Source organism: Bradyrhizobium sp. Ai1a-2, assembly GCF_000426245.1.
In the GTDB taxonomy this organism is placed as follows: Bacteria; Pseudomonadota; Alphaproteobacteria; order Rhizobiales; family Xanthobacteraceae; genus Bradyrhizobium.
In genome coordinates, this window is sequence record NZ_AUEZ01000005.1 from 14,006 (window position 1) to 30,122 (window position 16,117).

14 protein-coding genes are annotated in these 16,117 nt (G+C 65.1%); 7 read left to right on the forward strand and 7 right to left on the reverse strand.

Translation table 11 applies throughout. The annotated features are described in order from the left end of the window. Positions 1–102: 102 nt before the first annotated feature. From K288_RS0105460 to K288_RS0105490, 7 genes are all read right to left on the reverse strand, one after another. Positions 103–711 (reverse strand): thiamine pyrophosphate-dependent enzyme, encoded by a 609-nt coding sequence (locus K288_RS0105460; RefSeq protein ID WP_027578619.1) that lies wholly within the window; start codon positions 709–711, stop codon positions 103–105. Then, positions 708–1,208: a thiamine pyrophosphate-binding protein gene (locus K288_RS0105465; RefSeq protein ID WP_027578620.1), complete on the reverse strand. Its 501-nt coding sequence runs from the start codon at positions 1,206–1,208 to the stop codon at positions 708–710. The genes K288_RS0105460 and K288_RS0105465 overlap by 4 nt, the downstream gene beginning before the upstream one ends. A gap of 89 nt (positions 1,209–1,297) precedes the next feature. Beyond that, on the reverse strand, positions 1,298–2,221 hold the full coding sequence (locus K288_RS0105470; RefSeq protein WP_027578621.1) for a LysR family transcriptional regulator: 924 nt from the start codon (positions 2,219–2,221) through the stop codon (positions 1,298–1,300). A gap of 4 nt (positions 2,222–2,225) precedes the next feature. Continuing rightward, a complete protein-coding gene (locus K288_RS0105475; protein ID WP_027578622.1) occupies positions 2,226–4,028 on the reverse strand; it encodes an adenine deaminase C-terminal domain-containing protein in 1,803 nt (600 codons plus the stop codon). Positions 4,029–4,061: 33 nt separating this feature from the next. Further along, on the reverse strand, positions 4,062–4,694 hold the full coding sequence (locus tag K288_RS0105480; RefSeq protein ID WP_027578623.1) for a glutathione S-transferase family protein: 633 nt from the start codon (positions 4,692–4,694) through the stop codon (positions 4,062–4,064). Beyond that, positions 4,691–5,416 (reverse strand): Rieske 2Fe-2S domain-containing protein, encoded by a 726-nt coding sequence (locus tag K288_RS44750; protein WP_051334371.1) that lies wholly within the window; start codon positions 5,414–5,416, stop codon positions 4,691–4,693. The genes K288_RS0105480 and K288_RS44750 overlap by 4 nt, the downstream gene beginning before the upstream one ends. 42 nt (positions 5,417–5,458) lie before the next feature. Continuing rightward, positions 5,459–5,701, reverse strand: a complete 243-nt coding sequence (locus K288_RS0105490; RefSeq protein ID WP_027578624.1) for a hypothetical protein — start codon at positions 5,699–5,701, stop codon at positions 5,459–5,461. A gap of 399 nt (positions 5,702–6,100) precedes the next feature. Here K288_RS0105490 and K288_RS0105495 point away from each other — a divergent pair, with 399 nt between their 5' ends. From K288_RS0105495 to K288_RS44755, 7 genes are all read left to right on the forward strand, one after another. After that, on the forward strand, positions 6,101–7,213 hold the full coding sequence (locus K288_RS0105495) for a BMP family ABC transporter substrate-binding protein (protein WP_027578625.1): 1,113 nt from the start codon (positions 6,101–6,103) through the stop codon (positions 7,211–7,213). 27 nt (positions 7,214–7,240) lie between these two features. Then, the gene (locus K288_RS0105500; RefSeq protein WP_244443061.1) at positions 7,241–8,824 is read left to right on the forward strand and encodes an ABC transporter ATP-binding protein; all 1,584 of its coding nucleotides are present in this window, start codon (positions 7,241–7,243) and stop codon (positions 8,822–8,824) included. A gap of 2 nt (positions 8,825–8,826) precedes the next feature. Next, positions 8,827–9,879: an ABC transporter permease gene (locus K288_RS0105505; RefSeq protein ID WP_027578627.1), complete on the forward strand. Its 1,053-nt coding sequence runs from the start codon at positions 8,827–8,829 to the stop codon at positions 9,877–9,879. Between the two features lie 2 nt (positions 9,880–9,881). Then, positions 9,882–10,817, forward strand: coding sequence for an ABC transporter permease (locus K288_RS0105510; protein ID WP_027578628.1), 936 nt, complete (start codon positions 9,882–9,884; stop codon positions 10,815–10,817). 4 nt (positions 10,818–10,821) lie between these two features. Next, positions 10,822–12,222, forward strand: a complete 1,401-nt coding sequence (locus tag K288_RS0105515; RefSeq protein WP_027578629.1) for an 8-oxoguanine deaminase — start codon at positions 10,822–10,824, stop codon at positions 12,220–12,222. Positions 12,223–12,251: 29 nt separating this feature from the next. Continuing rightward, on the forward strand, positions 12,252–13,121 hold the full coding sequence (locus K288_RS0105520; protein WP_027578630.1) for an aromatic ring-hydroxylating dioxygenase subunit alpha: 870 nt from the start codon (positions 12,252–12,254) through the stop codon (positions 13,119–13,121). A 310-nt stretch (positions 13,122–13,431) separates the two neighbouring features. Continuing rightward, positions 13,432–15,684, forward strand: coding sequence for a mechanosensitive ion channel domain-containing protein (locus tag K288_RS44755; protein WP_160168938.1), 2,253 nt, complete (start codon positions 13,432–13,434; stop codon positions 15,682–15,684). Positions 15,685–16,117: the final 433 nt, after the last annotated feature.

Here is a 16,117-nt window from a genome sequence, read left to right on the forward strand (position 1 = left end):
TCCGCTCGCGAGAGCCTGAATCGTGGAGAGACCCCCACCCCAGCCCTCCCGCGCAAGCGGGAGAGGGAGCACAGCTTCGTCGTGGCGCTCGCCTCACCATCGCTAATTGTGCTCGCTCGGGCCCATGATGACGATGTTCTCGGTGCGCTCGACGTGGCGGACGAAGATGTATTTGTCCTCGCGCCCATCGCTGTGCTTGCGCTTGATGTCGGGCTGCACGGTGCCGGACACTTTTGCCACAACCAGATGCGGCTCCTGCGCCGCCAATCCTTCCGCGCAATGGCCGTCGAACTCCTCGACCGTGCGTGCGGTGTAGGCCCGCGTGACGCCCGCGCCGCGCGCGATCGCGGCGATATCGACGCGGCCGCTTGCGGTGTGCGTCGGCGGGCCGCCGATCGACTGGTAGCACTCGTTGTCCCAGACCACGATGAACAGATTGTGCGGCTGCTCGTTGCCGATGGTGGCGAGAATGCCGAGGTTGAACATCATGCCGCCGTCGGTATCGAGCGAGACGATGCGCCGGTGCGGCAGGCCGGCGGCGAGCCCAAAGGCCTGCGCGCTGACGCAGCCGAGCTGCTGCTGGAACAGGCTGGCGTCGCGCATGTGCGGCGCGGCGTTGTACCATTCGTCGACGCTGGCGCCGAGCGACAGGATCACGAGTTCGTCGGAGAGCCGGCACGCCAGCGCCTTCATGCAGTCGAACCGCTTCATCGCACCACGCTCCCGCCCAGCGCGACCGCCGAGTGATAATAGGCCGAATAGGACCAGCTGAACGCTTCGGCGATGGCGCGCTCGATCTTCTCTTCTTCAGTGACGATGCGATAGGGAATGCGCAGCGCGTTCAGCACCGGCTCCATGGTGATGCCGTGCGGGATCGCCCACCAATTGTTCTCGCCGAGCTCGCCGCGATAGCTCATCAGCATCACCACGGGGATGCCGGCGCCGAGCCCCATCCGCGCCAGTGGTTCGACCGAGGCGCGCAAGCCCGAATTCTCCATCACCAGCGCCGCGCGCTTGCCGGACAGGAACACGCCGCCGCAGATCGCCGCGCCCTCGCCTTCATTGGTGACGCGGATGGTGCGAATGTCAGGGTCGGCATCGAGCGCCGGATAGAGCTCCTTGAACAAAGAGTCCGGCAGATAGCAGACGATGCTGACGCCTGCTTTCTTCAAGCCGCGGATCACGGCGTCGACGGCAGATGGCTTCATGCGATCTCCTTTTCGACCAAGTTCTCAGGCGGGAGATGTTCTGAATAGGCCCTGATTTCTCACCAGCCTGATGCGCGCTGCGCAACATCTCAGCCGCCGGACAGGCCCTCGATTGCCCGCGTCAGCATGGTGGCGAGGCTCGAGGCCGCCTCCGACATGCCGGACTTGGCGCGCGACAGCAGCACCAGCTTGCGCGGCCGCAGTTTTGGATCGCGCAACGGCACGAACACCAAGGCTCCGCTCCTGATCTCGCGCTGGACGCCGATCCGCGTCTGCAGCGCGACGCTGTTGCCGCGCATGGCAAGGTCGGCCATGACAGTGATCGAGTTGGTCAGCGCCCGCCGGCCGAAATCGATCGATGAGCCGTTCAGCGCCTCCTCGATCGAAGCGCCGAGCGAGAGGCTGGCATCCGACAGCACGACGCGCTCGCCGGCGAGATCGAACAGCCGCAGTTCACTGCGGCCGGCGAGCCGATGCCCGGGATGCATCAGCGCGCCCAGATTCAGCACCGTGCCGGCGAGCCGCTGCGCGTTGCGCGGCGTCTTGATATCGAAGGCGATGCCGATGTCGCATGCGCCGTCGGCCACCGCATCGAACGCATGCTCCGATCCCATCACCTTGATGTCGACAGTGATCGCCGGATAGCTCTCCCAGAACGTCGACATCACGTCGAGCAACAGCCCGCGCGCGATGCTCTCGACGACAGCCACGGTGACGGTGCCGCGACGAAGGCCCTGGAGATCGTTGATCTCGGTGTAGGCACGCGTCATCTCGCCCTGGCTGGCACGCGTGCGATAAAGCAGGATCTCGCCGGCGCTGGTGAGCTTCAGCCGCTGGCGGATCCGCTCGAACAATGGCGTCTGCAGTTCGTCCTCGAGCTGGCCGATCACCCGGCTGATCGAGGACGGCGCCACATTGAGCACGCGCGCGGCCTGCCGGATCGAGCCGAGCTGGGCGACGAGCTGGAAATAATAAAGGCGCGTCGAGATCAGGCCGAGCCGGTGTGGATCCATCTTGCTATTCGAACAGCGGCGCCAGCCGCATTTCCGGCACCAGCACCAAGCCCTTGTCGGTGAGGCGGATTTCGGGGATCACCGACAGCGGGATCAGGTTGAAGCCCATGTAGGGAATGGTGCAGCCGGCTTCCTGCCATGCCACCTTCAATTCCTGCACCTCCTCGGCGACCTCGGTCACGCGCTTGTCGGAGAGCAGGCCTGCGATCGGCAGCGGCACCATCGCCTTCACCTTGCCATCGGCAACGACGCAAACGCCGCCCTGATGGTCCTTGATCGCGGCAAGCGCGACCTGCATGTCATCTTCATTGGTGCCGGCAATGACGATGTTGTGGCTGTCATGCCCCACGCTCGATGCCACCGCGCCGTGCTTGAGGCCGAAATCCTTGAGGAGACCATGGGCGACGTTGCCGGCCGATTTGCCGTGGCGCTCCACCACGGCGACGAAGCACAGGCCATGGCGCTCGAATAGCGGCTGCCAATCATTGGCCGGCTCGATCGCGACGCGGTCGTGGATCAGGGTGATGCCGGGCAGCGCGGTCCTGATGGCGTTGACCGTGCAGGCCTCGGTCGGCAGCGCCGGCGTCAGCTTCACCTTGTCAGGCAATTTCACGGTCGAATAGGCGGCTTGCGGATAGCGGTAGCGCTTCGACAGCGCGGCATCGAGCAATGGGGTAATCTTGCGGTTCTCGACCACGCATTCGCCGCCATACCAGGTGGCGCGTGGCTTGAGCGAATCGTCGAGCAGCACCAGGTCGGCGCGCCGGCCGCCGCCGAGGCCGCCGATCTCGCCCTCGGCACCGAAGCGCGTGGCGCCGTGCAGCGAACCCATCGACCACGCCTGTTCCGGCGACATGCCGGCCTTCACCGCCTCGCGCACCACCCAGTCGAGGCCGAATTGCAGGAGATCGTCGGCATCGCGATCGTCGGTGCAGACGGCGACGCGCTTATGCGACGCTCCGAGCTCGGTGATCGTGCGGATCGCCTGCGGCAGCGAGTGCCACGGCGTGGTCGGCGGACCGCCACGCAGGAAGATCCAGACGCCGGCTTCAAGCAGACCGTCAGCGATATCGCGGTCGATCGCCTCGTGGGTATCGGTGACACCGCTCGCCGCATAGGCGGCGACGAATTCGCGGCCATAGACATGGCCTGACACCGGCCGTCCGCGTTTGAGCGCCGCGGCAAGGATCGCGTGACTGCGCTCGTCGCCGAGCGTCACGGGGACGAAATCCATTTTTTCGCCGAGCGCCACCGCCTCCGGCCAGCGGTCGAACAGGCCCGCGATCTTCTCTGCCGTGAGATCGCCGCCGGCCGTCTCGAGTTCCGGCGAGGTGGCGGGCACCGTGCTCGGCACGGTCAGGAAGATCGAGAGCGGCGCCTCGCGCGCGTCCTCCAGCATCGCCTCGACGCCGGCGACGTCCATCACATTGCCGATCGCGTGGCTGTCGCAGAAGATCGTCGTGGTGCCGTTGAGCAGGGCCGCTTCCGCATAGGCGCAGGCCGTCACCATCGAGGATTCGATATGGATGTGCGGATCGACCAGCCCCGGCGCGATGATGCCGCCGGCAACGTCCCGGATCGCGGCATCGCCGCCGGCAGCCTTGTGCGCGCCGGCCGGCTTCACCGCGGCGATCCGCCCGCCCGCGATCCAGATCTCCCTGTTGTCGATGATCCGCTCCGAATAGGTCGAGAGCACGCGCGCACCCGTGATGACGAGATCGGGCGCTGTCCGCCCCGAGGCGACGTCGGCGAGACGGCGTGTCATGGTGTGGAGCGGTTGGACGGAGAAGCGGGTGAGCCCGGTCATGGCGGCCTCCTGTGGGGCGTTGCGTGATCGGCGTCAATAATAGTCGGAAATCCCCGGCATGGTCATGAACCCCGGTATCGCCCGCAGGAGGCGCATCCAGCGCCGCAGCGCCGGATAGGCCTCATGTTCGATGCCGAAATCGCGGCTCAGCGCGATTGCCGGGAACAACGCGAGATCGGCGAGCGACGGATTATCGCCAACGAACCAGGCGGCGCGATCAAATTCGCGTGCCGTCATGTGATCCTCCATCAGGCGAAAGGCGCGCCGCGCGGCAAGGCCCAGGGCCACCTCATCGCCTGGCTCATCGAACATCGCCAGCCGCCGCGCAAGGTAGGCGGCATGCAGATCGCGGCTCGCGAATTGCAGCCACATTGCGACCGTGCCGTGACCTTTGGGCTCCGCGGGCAACCATGTGTTACCGTCGTCATAGGCACGGGCGAGATAGGTCATGATCGCTTCCGCTTCGCTCAGCACGAATTCACCATTCGTGAGGATTGGCAGGCTGCCGCGCGGATTGAGCGTCATCAGGGCAACTGCGAGATGTTCACGGCCCGGCACCATGTTGACCGCGACCTTGCGGTAGGACAATCCGAGCACCGACAAGAGCAGCCGCACCTTGTAACAATTTTCGTCGAGTTCGAAGTCGTAGAGGGTGATCTCGCTCACGGCGCCACCCCGTGACGCAGTTCGCCGGCGTACCCCGCCGCTCCTTCGATCTCACGCCGCAAGGCTTCGCCCCAGGCGGAGACACGTTTCTGGCTGTCGCCGGAATGGACGTCGGGTGATCCGGCGATGACGATATGCAGTGCGGATTCCACATCGGACAGCGGCTGCACCGCGACCAGAATTTCGTCGCCGCCGCTCTTCAGCGAAGCCAGCGCATCGGTTCGCGACCGCTGCGTCGCGCCGCCGGCATCCTTCAACGACGGGCATTCGGCGAGAACGAGCGCGTCGAACACCTTGGCTGCCGAAGCATCGATATAGAGGCTGCGTACGGGCGTCACCGGCGCGCGCTCGGCAAACCCGATGTCCTGCGGCGCATCGCTATCGAGGTCGTCGTAGGCCCAGACGATGCCGAGACGCTCGATCGAAGGATAGGTTGCGACGCGGATCGTGTTAGGGACGGCAAGATCGGGATGCGCCGGAATGTAGCGGCATTGCGCCGAGGTGTCGTACTGCCAGCCGTGATAGAGGCAGGCGATATGATTGTCGCGCACGAAGCCGAAACTCAGGCGCATGCCGCGATGCGGGCAGCGGTCTTCCCAGACATGCGAGGTATCAGCGCTGTCGCGCCAGACCACGAGCTCGCGGCCGAACAGCCGCGTGCCGGTGGACGTGCCGCGCTCCAGCCCCTCCGCCAGCGCGACCGGATACCAGCCTGTCTCCATCAGCCCATCTCCGTCACGAACGCCGCAAACACGGTGCAAGACTTACACCGAGGCATTTTTCCGCTCGACATCCCGCACCAGGCAGTCGATCGGCCCAAGGCTGCACGCCATCTCGAACGCGTCGACCAGCGCCGGCTGTCCTGAAACCGCCACCTCGATCCGCTCAGGCGTCGCCAGCTCCACCATTGCATCGAGCTGCAGCCGCTGCGCGCGGTGGTTGACGAACGCGACGAAGCTCTCGACGCGAAACTTTCCGCTGAACACGATGACGGTTGCTCCCTGCATGCGCTTACATCCTGTGGTTCGATTTATTCGAGCGCGCCGCGATCAGGGCAAGCGGAAAGATTGCCCATGCATATCGTTTGAGCAGAGAAGCAGCGATCTGCTTGTTTTTTAAGGCATCACTGCCGAACGATGTTGCGCTGGCTCGATCACCGCAATCGAAAAAAAGCGCCTATGCGAAACAGGCAGCGACAGACAGGCTGAATGTGCGCAAGCGTGCGGGATGGCCGGTGATGCCGCCGATGCGCGGGCTGCGGCATGGACCTTGCTACGGAAATCATTCGGTAACCGAGCGCCGACACGCTGTGTCGGCGGTCGGCTTTGCCCGGAGGCTCCGGCTGGTCTTGGCCACGGCAACCATCCGCAAAAGAACACGGGCTCCAACACGAGGCTTAGCTCAACATGTCAGACCTCCGCCATCTGTCCCGCCGGCGCCTCCTGAACCTCGGCGCCGCCGCCGGTTCCTCGCTCCTGCTGCCGCCGGGCTTGATCCGCTCCGCGCACGCCGCGGCACCGCTGCCGGCGGTCGCCGAGAAGGACGCCCTCATCGCCTTCGGCCATACCGGCCCGGTGACCGACGAAGGCTGGACCTGGAGTCACGACCAGGGCATGAAGGCGGTGAAAGCGGCGTTTCCGCAAGTGAAAACGGTGTTCGTTGAGAGCATCCCCTACTCCGCCGATGCGACACGCACTTACCGGCAGTTCGTCTCCGAGAATGCCTGCATGGTGTTCGCGACCTCGAACTATGGCGACTTCCTCTACGACGTGGCGAAACGCTCGCCGAAGGTCGCGTTCTACGAATGCGACGGCCGCAACCCGCTCGACAATCTCAGCACCTATTATGTCGCGCACTGGTATCCGACCTATGTCACGGGTGTCGCCGCCGGCCTGATGAGCAAGAGCGGCAAGCTCGGCTATGTCGCATCCTTCCCGGTGCCGTCGGTGTTCTCCGGCACCAACGCGTTCCTGATGGGCGCGCGATCGGTCAATCCGAACGCGACCATGCAGGTCATCACGATCAATTCATGGTTCGATCCGCAGGCCGCAACCCAAGCCGGCACCGCCCTGCTCGACAATGGCTGCGACCTCCTGTTCGGCATCATGGACGAGGCCGGATATCTGCAGGTCGCCGAGAAGCGCGGCGCCAAGGCAGTGATGTGGAACACCGACATCCGCCGCTACGGGCCGAAGGCCTACATCAGCTCGATCGTCATCGACTTCAAGCAATACTATGTCGGTGAGGTGAAGAAGCGGCTCGAAGGCACCTGGACGCCCTCCAGCACCATCCTGCCGATGGGCGCCGGCGTCGACCGCGACGCCTGGGGCGAGAGCGTGCCTGAGGACGTGCGCAAGCAGGCGGACGCCGTGCGCGAAAAGATCCTCGGTGGCTGGTCGCCCTTTGTCGGCGAGATCAAGGACGCCAAGGGCAATGTGAAGCTCGCCAGTGGCAAGCGCATGAGCGAGGCCGAGCTCTACAACTGGGATTGGCCGATCGCCGGCATTTCGGGGCTCTGAAGCGCTGTCGTGATGGCGATGCCTGATGTGACCGAGCGACCCCGGCCTGCCCCCGGCACGCCGCCGCTCGTGCAGCTCCGGGGCATCGCCAAATATTTTCCCGGCGTCGTTGCCAACCAGGATGTCGACCTCGAAGTACGGCCCGGCGAGATCCACGCACTCCTGGGCGAGAATGGCGCCGGGAAATCCACGTTGATGAACATCCTCACCGGCATCTACCAGCCCGATGCCGGGGAGATCATCATCGACGGTTACCTGAAAAGCTTCGCCTCGCCGGTGGAGGCCATCGCAGCCGGCATCGGTATGGTGCATCAGCATTTCAAGCTGGTGCGCGCCTTCACCGTCGCCGAGAACATCCATCTCGGCTGGTCGGAAACGCCGCGGAGGATCAGCGCGCAGGAACTGGAAGCACGCACCGCGCAGCTTTCGGCCTCGCTCAACCTCGCGGTTCGTCCGGACGCACGGGTCGATGAACTCTCGACCGGCGAGCAGCAGCGCGTCGAGATCTTGCGCGTGCTGGCGCGCAACGCGCGCGTCTTGATCCTGGACGAGCCGACCGCTGTGCTGACGCCTTCGGAAGCGCGCGAACTGTTCAAGGCGCTGAAGGAATTCGTCGCGCGCGGAAACGCCGTGATCTTCATCAGCCACAAGCTGGACGAGGTGCTGGAGATTTCCGACCGCATCACCGTGCTGCGCGGCGGCCGCAAGGTGGCGACCGAGCCGACCAGCGCCTGCAACGAAAAGATGCTGGCGAAACTGATGGTCGGGCACGAGATCGTGCTCGACGACCTCCGCGCACGCGGACCGAACGCGATCGCCAAATCCAACGAGCCGGTCGTCAGCTTGCGCGAGGTGACGGCACGGGACAGCACAGGGCATACAGTCCTGAACAAGGTTTCGCTCGAAATCGCGGGCGGAGAAATTCTCGGCATCGCGGGGGTGGCCGGCAATGGGCAGAAGGAGTTGAGCGAACTCCTGACCGGCATGCGCGCGGCCAGCTCCGGACAGATCATGCTCGGCGGTCGCGATGTCTCGGCCGCGAGCGCCGGTGATTTCGTGGATTTCGGCGTCGGCCATATCCCGGAGGACCGGCTGCGCAGCGGACTTGCGCCCGCGCTCAGCGTCACCGACAACGCGGTGATCCGCGAATATGACCGCGCGCCGGTCTCGCTCGGACCGTGGTACCGGCCGCGCGCGGCGGCGGCGCTGGCGCGCAGAATCGCGGAAGCCGCCGCCGTGATGGTGCCGAACTATTCGATGCCGATCCGCAACCTCTCCGGCGGCAACCAGCAGCGCTTCGTGGCGCGGCGCGAGATGCGGATCGCCACCAAATTACTGGTCGCCGCCTATCCGAGCCGTGGCCTCGACGTCGGCGCCATCAACACCATGATGCGCTATTTCGTCGAGCTGCGCGATGCCGGCGTCGGCATCGTCGTGATCTCCGAAGAGCTCGAGGAGTTGCTCAACCTCTCCGACCGCATCGCGGTGATGTTCCACGGCGAGATCATGGGCATTGTCGATAGCGCGGGCGCCGATATCGAACAGATCGGCCTGATGATGGGCGGCCAGCGCGCGGCCACACCAGTGCGCGCGGCTGCGATGGTGCATTGACGATGGCGATCCGCCTGCAACGCCTGCCATCGGCCTCGCCTGCCGTCGCGCTTGCGGCGCGCGCGATTGCGATCCTGCTCGCGCTCGTCACCGCCGGCCTCCTGCTCGCGGCCAGCGGCGCGCAGCCGCTCAAGCTGGCGCAGCAGGTGTTGAAGTCGACCTTCGGCTCCGGCTTCGGCCTTGAGGATGTCGGCCTGCTGGTGACGCCTCTGATCCTCACCGGGCTTTCGGTCGCCGTCGCACTCCGTATCGGCGCCTGGAATATCGGCGCGGAGGGACAATTCTATGCCGGCGCCTTTGCCGCCACAGGCGTGGCGCTGTTCATTCCGGGTCCCAGCATCGTGATGCTGCCGCTGATGTTCATCGCCGGCGCGCTCGGCGGCTTGATCTGGATCCTGGTGCCGACGCTTGCGCGCGCCTATGCCGATGTCAGCGAGCTCATCACGACGCTGCTGCTCAACTTCGTCGCCACGCTGCTGGTCTATTACGTCGCGACCGGCCCCTGGCTCGATCCCGGCGGGCACGCGCTCGCGACCACCGCGCGGCTGAAGCACGACATGCCCGAATTCATCGGCATCGTGCATTGGGGCTTTCCGATGGCGATCCTGCTGGCCGTGATCACGGCCGCCACCTTCAGCTTCACGCGCTGGGGCTATGAGGTGCGGATCGCGGGCTCCAACCCACAGGCAGCGAAATATGCCGGCATGCCGTTCCGCCGCCACCTGATCGTAGTGATGCTGCTGTCGGGTGCGATCGCAGGGATCGCCGGCATGCTCGAGGTCGCCGGCACCGTGCATCGGCTGCAGGGCGGTATCTCCAACAATTTCGGCTATCTCGGCATCATGGTCGCGGTGCTGGCGCGGGGCTCCTGCATCGGCGTGATCGCCGGCGCGGCACTGATGGCCGTGATTCTCAACTCCGGCATCATCCTGCAGACCCAGGGCGTCAATACGTCCACCGTGCTCGCCATCACCGGGCTGATCCTGTTCTTCACCGCTGTCGGCGACGAGCTCGCGCATTTCCGCATCGTCAGCAGCAAACCGGCCGAGGCCTGAAGATGGACCTGATCGCAGGCATCCTGCACACCTCACTGCTCGCCGGCGGCGTACTGGCGCTGGCCGCGCTTGGCGAGGTGCTGGCCGAGCGCGTCGGCGTGGTCAATCTCGGCGTCGAGGGCTTGATGGCGCTTGGCGCGATCACCGGCATTGCCGCCGTCGTCACGACCAGGAGTCCAACCGCAGGTTTCGCGCTGGCGCTCGCGGTCGGGTTTGTGGTCGGCATGGTATTTGCCGCGATCACGGTCTATCTGCGCGCCAACCAGGTGTTGTGCGGCCTCGCATTGACCTTGATGGGCACCGGCTTTGCCGCAACCGTCGGCAAGACCTATTCCGGAATTCCGGCGCCGGCGACGTTTACCGGGGTCGAGATTCCCTATCTCAGCTCGATCCCGCTGATCGGACAGGTGCTGTTCACGCAGAATGTGCTGGTCTACCTGATCTACATCATCCTGCCGGTGATGCTGCACGTCCTGATGTTCCGCACCCGGCATGGGCTCAATTTGCGCGCCGTTGGCGAGAACCCGGCTGCGGCCGATGCCGCAGGGATCGCCGTGCAACGGATCCGCTTCTGGTATGTGACCGCGGGGGCGGCACTTGCAGCCGGCGCCGGTGCCTATCTCACGCTCGCTTTCGTGCCGTCATGGTCGGAAGGCGTCGTCGCCGGCCGCGGCTGGATCGCGGTAGCGCTGGTGATCTTTGCCGGCTACCGCCCGCTGAATGCGGTGCTCGCGGCGCTGCTGTTCGGCGTCATCACCTCGCTCGGCTTCGTCGGGCAGGCGCGCAACTGGCCGATCGCCGCCCCCGTGCTCTCGATGCTGCCCTATCTCGGCACCATCGCCTTCATCGTCGTTCCCGTCGTCGCCTGGCACCGCATGCGCCAGGTGATGGCCGCGCCTGCCGCACTCGGCGTTCCCTACTATCGCGACTTGCGGTGACCCTATGTCCACGCTGCTTGTAAAGAACATCGATCACCTTGCGACCTTCGACGATGCCAATCGCGAGATCAAAGGCGGCGCGCTGTTCGTGCGCGACAATGTGATCGAGGCGGTCGGCAGCAATGCCGAGCTTGCGCATCTCGCCGCCGACGAGGTGCTCGACCTTTCCGGACATCTGGTGATGCCGGGCATGGTCAACACCCACCATCACATGTACCAGAACCTGACGCGGGTGATGGTGCAGGACGATGAATTGTTCGTCTGGCTGACCACGCTCTATCCGATCTGGGCCGAACTCGACGACGAGGCGATCCATGTCTCGGCCCGCGTCGCGATGGCCGAATTGATCGCGTCGGGCTGCACCACCAGTTCCGACCATCTCTACATCCAGCCAAACAATGTTCGGCTCGACTCTACAATACAGGCGGCACAGGAGCTGGGCCTGCGCTTCCACGCCGCGCGCGGCGCGATGTCCCGCGGCAAAAGCCAGGGCGGGCTGCCGCCAGACAATTGCGTCGACAAGGAAGCGGACATCCTCAAGGACGCTGAGCGGCTGATCCACACCTTTCACGACCCAAGCCGGCACGCGATGAGCAGGATCGTGCTCGCACCCTGCTCGCCCTTCTCCGTCACACCAGGCCTGATGAAGGAAGCCGCCCAGCTTGCGCGCAGCCACAAGGCCGTGCATCTGCACGCGCATCTCGCGGAAGACCTCGACGAAGAGGTCTATTGCCGCGACATCTACGGCATGCGGCCGGTGGAATTCGCTGGCTCGGTCGACTGGCTCGGGCCCGATGTCTGGTTTGCCCACGCCATCTTCCTCGACGGCGGCGAGATCAAGACGTTTGCCGAAACCGGGACCGGCATGGTGCATTGCCCCTCCGCCAACATGCGGTGCGGCCAGGGGATCGCGAAAATCCGCGAGATGCGTGACGCCGGCGTCATCTGCGGGCTCGGCGTCGACGGCTCCGCCTCCAATGACACCTCGAACCTGTTCCTCGAAGCGCGGCTGGCGCAGATGCTGCAGCGGGTCGCGCCGCACCGTTATCTCTCCGAGGCGCCCGGCGGCCGCGGCGGATTCGGAGGCAGCCCGAAGGCGCTGTCGGCGCGCGAGGCGCTGGACATGGCGACGCGGGGCGGCGCCAGACTGCTTGGGCGCGATGATACCGGCTATCTCGCGCCCGGCATGAGCGCGGACTTCATCGCGATCAGATTGAACCAGCTCGGGCTCTCCGGCACCCAGCGCGATCCGCTCGCGGCCATGATCATGTGCGGCCCGTTCAAGGTGGACTATTCCTTCATCAACGGGCGCAACATCATCCGCCGCGGCGAATTCGTCCATCACGATGTCGAGGCATCGCTTGCGGACCACGCCCGGATCATGCAACGAATCTACCAGCAATAGGCCGACCGCAACGAAGCGGAGCTTGCACCATGAGCAGGACCATCGACGCCGGCACGCTGAACCAGTGGTACGTGCTGGATGCGCTTAGCGACATCCCGGCTTCGCTCCGGCGCAATCGCCTGCTCGGGGTCGAATTGACCACGTTCCGCGACGCGGATGGCGCGATCATCGTCTCGGCGGAAGACAGCGACGATCCGCTGCCGGTGCGCGAGCGTTACGGCTACCTCTGGACCACGCTCGGAAAACCCGATCGCGACGTGCTGCCGATTCCCGAGGCCAATGAGGCGGACCGGCGGCATGTTGTCTGCGGCGCCGTCTCGGTGCACGCTTCGGGCCTGCGCATCGTCGAGAACTTCCTGGACATGGCGCATTTCCCCTTCGTCCACACCGATATCCTCGGCGCCGAGCCGCATACGGAGGTGCGCCACTACACCACCGAAATCCGCCGCGACGTCGACGAGGTCTGGGCCACCGACTGTGAATTCTTCCAGCCGCAGGCGGCGCTATCGGCCAAGGACGGCATCGTCACGCAATATATGTACCGGGTCGCCGCCCCCTTCGCGACGCTGCTCTACAAGACCTGCCCGAATGCCGCCGATCGTTGGGATGTGATCTGCCTGTTCGTGCAGCCGCTCGATCCCGACCATTGCCGCGCCCACCCGGTGATGTTCCTGATCGACGACACCTCCGCACTCGCCGATCTCGTCCAGTTCCAGCAGATGATCTTCCTGCAGGATCGCATCATCCTGGAGAATCAGCGCCCGCGCCTGCTGCCGCTGGAACCGCGCGCGGAAATCCCGACCCGGGCGGACGCCTCCTCCGTGGTATACCGGCGCTGGCTGAAGGAAAAAGGGGTGCTTTATGGAACCACGCTCGGGGCAGCGGCGGCATTTTCGTAGGGGTATTGGAACATCTTGTGACTAGAGCGTTTTCGGCTCTGATTTGATCAGAACCGAAGCTTGAAATCTCGTTTTGACGCGGCTTCTTCACGCGAACCGGTATCCACTTCGCTCGAAAACGCTCTGATGCGTTGGCAGGCAGTGAGACGCCTGTCACAGGCATGCCAAACTATGGCCGTACCCGCGTTAAATATACGCGATTCCCGCCACCCCTCATGATCGCTGCGTTTTCATGCCGAGCAACTGTCTCCGACTCTTCACGATTGCGCTCACCTGTCTGCTGCTGCTGATTTCGCCGGCGCGATCGCAAATGCTTCTCCCGAACACGTCGCCCCCGCCTCCTCCGCCGCCGACGGCAGCGGCGCAGGCGCAAGCGACGCTGGATATCCTGCAGGACGACCAGAAGCGGGCGCAGCTGATCCAGACGCTGCAGACCATCGCGAAAGCGTCCTCCTCCGGCGCGACGGCACAGCCGCAAGGTTCGGGGTCGCCGCCGGCCTTCAGCGATAACCTTGGCGTGCAGCTTCTCGCCGAAGTCTCGGACTGGTTCGGCGACGTATCGGACCAGCTCGCCTCCGCGGCGCGCACCGTGTCCGACTTTCCGATGATCTGGGGCTGGGGCGTCAATCTCACCACCAATCCGTACATGCAGCAGATGCTGCTCGACACGGCGTGGCGGCTCGTGCTCGTCATCGCCTGCGCTTTCATGGCGGAATGGATCATCCGCCGCGCGATCCGGCGTCCGCTCGCCGCCATCGACCGCTACATTCCGGTGCGGGCGCGGCATTCCGATCCCGTGCGGGATGCAAATGCAGCCACCGAAACGCAGCCGGTCCGGCGCTGGCATGCGACACTCACCTATGCATGGCAGCTCGCGATACGGTTTCCCTTTGCACTGGCGCGACTGTTCCTGGACCTGTTGCCGGTGGTCTGCTTCGCGGCGATCGGCAATCTCCTGCTCGCAACCGACATCGGCCGCGCACCGACGCCACGCGTCGTCATCCTGGCGATGGTCAATGCTTACGTGATCTACCGCAGCATCCTCGCCGTCACCGCGGCGGTGATGTCGCCGGCCTCCGGCCAGCCCAGCCTGTTCATCATCCGCGATGAAGCCGCCGCCTATCTCGACATCTGGTGGCGGCGCATCGTCGCCGTCATCGTGTTCGGCGTCGCCTTCGCCAACATCGCGCTGCTGCTCGGCCTGTACCGGCCGGCCTATCACGCCGTGGTCCGGCTGTTGATGCTGGTGGTGCACCTGTTCGTGGTCATCATCATCCTGCAATGCCGCCGCAGCGTCGCCGACTGGATCCGGGCGCCGGCGGGCGCGCGCGGCCCGCTCGTGGTGGCGCGCAACCGCTTCGCCGACGTCTGGCACATTCTCGCCATCATCCTCGACCTCGCGCTATGGACCGTGTGGGCGCTGCGGGTGCAGAACGGCTATGCGCTGCTGTTCCGCTATTTCGTCGCCAGCGTCGCCGTGCTCCTGATCGCGCGGCTGGCGTCGATTGCGATGATGGCGGCGCTGGACCGCGTGTTCCGCATCAGCCCGGAATTCACGCGTCAGTTTCCGGGCCTCGAAGCACGCGCCAACCGGTATTTCCCCGCTTTGCGGAGCATCGTCTCGGGCGTGATCGCTATCATCACCGTGATCGCGCTGCTCGAGGTCTGGGGCCTGGATGCAGCGGAATGGTTCACCAGCGATCACATCGGCGGACGCCTGCTGTCGGCGCTGATCACGGTCGCCATTGCTGCCGTGGTCGCGCTCGCGATCTGGGAAGCGGTCAATGCCGCCGTCGAGCAGCATCTGCTGCAGCTCTCGCGCGAAGGACGCTACGCCCGCGCGGCGCGGCTGCGCACGTTCCTGCCGATGCTGCGCACGACGCTGCTGTCGATCATCCTCACCGTCGTCGCGCTGACGGCGCTGAGCCAGCTCGGCGTCAATATCGCCCCGCTGCTCGCCGGCGCCGGCATCATCGGCATCGCCATCGGCTTCGGCTCGCAGAAGCTGGTGCAGGACGTCATCACCGGGCTGTTCCTCCTGCTCGAGAACGCGATGCAGGTCGGCGACTTCGTGACCGTGTCGGGCCTGTCTGGCTCCGTCGAGAATCTCTCGATCCGCACCATCCGGCTCCGCGCCGGCGATGGCTCCGTGCACATCATCCCCTTCAGCTCGGTGACATCAGTCACCAACACCAACCGCGGCATCGGCAATGCCTCGGTCAGCGTCAACGTGGACTACAAGGAAGATCCCGACCGCGTCGGCGCCGTGCTGAAGGAGATCGGCGCCGATCTGCGCAAGGATCCCGCATTCCAGCACATGATCCGCGGCGATCTCGATCTCTGGGGCGTCGACAAGGTCGATGCCACCATGACGACCATTGTCGGCCAGATCCAATGCACCGACTCCGGACGCTGGCCGGTGCAGCGCGAGTTCTACCGGCGCATGAAGAGGCGCTTCCACGAGCTCAACATCCAGATCGCCCGGCCGCCGCAGACGATGCTCGTGCTGCAGTCGCCACTCGAGCGGAAGGACGAGCCACGCGGCGCGGAGGCCGCGGAGTAGCCGCGGCAATATTCCGTGCGACAGCATGATCCGAATCGATCGGATCGGTTGCGCATCGCACTCCCACCTCTCCCGCTTGCGGGAGAGGCATAAGCCGCCTTCGGCGGCCGTTCTTAAGGGACGCCGAAGCGAAGCTTCGGCTATGGCGTAGCGCCGAGTGAGGGCTCGCTCCATTCGGGGAATCCCAATGCGGAGACACCCTCACCCCAGCCCTCTCCCGCAAGCAGGAGAGGGAGCGCAGCGTTCATGGCGGATATGATTCGACTTCATCTCATCGTGCTCCAGGAACTTTCTTTCGACGTCCTGCTCGTATCCCCACTGCGGCCACGAGCCGCATCAGCATTTTCAAAAACCGAGTATGGTAGCTGCCAGCGCGCTCGGAGGCAGTCGTCGCTTCCACGAAGCTGTTGCAAGCGTGCTAAGCGGTGATACG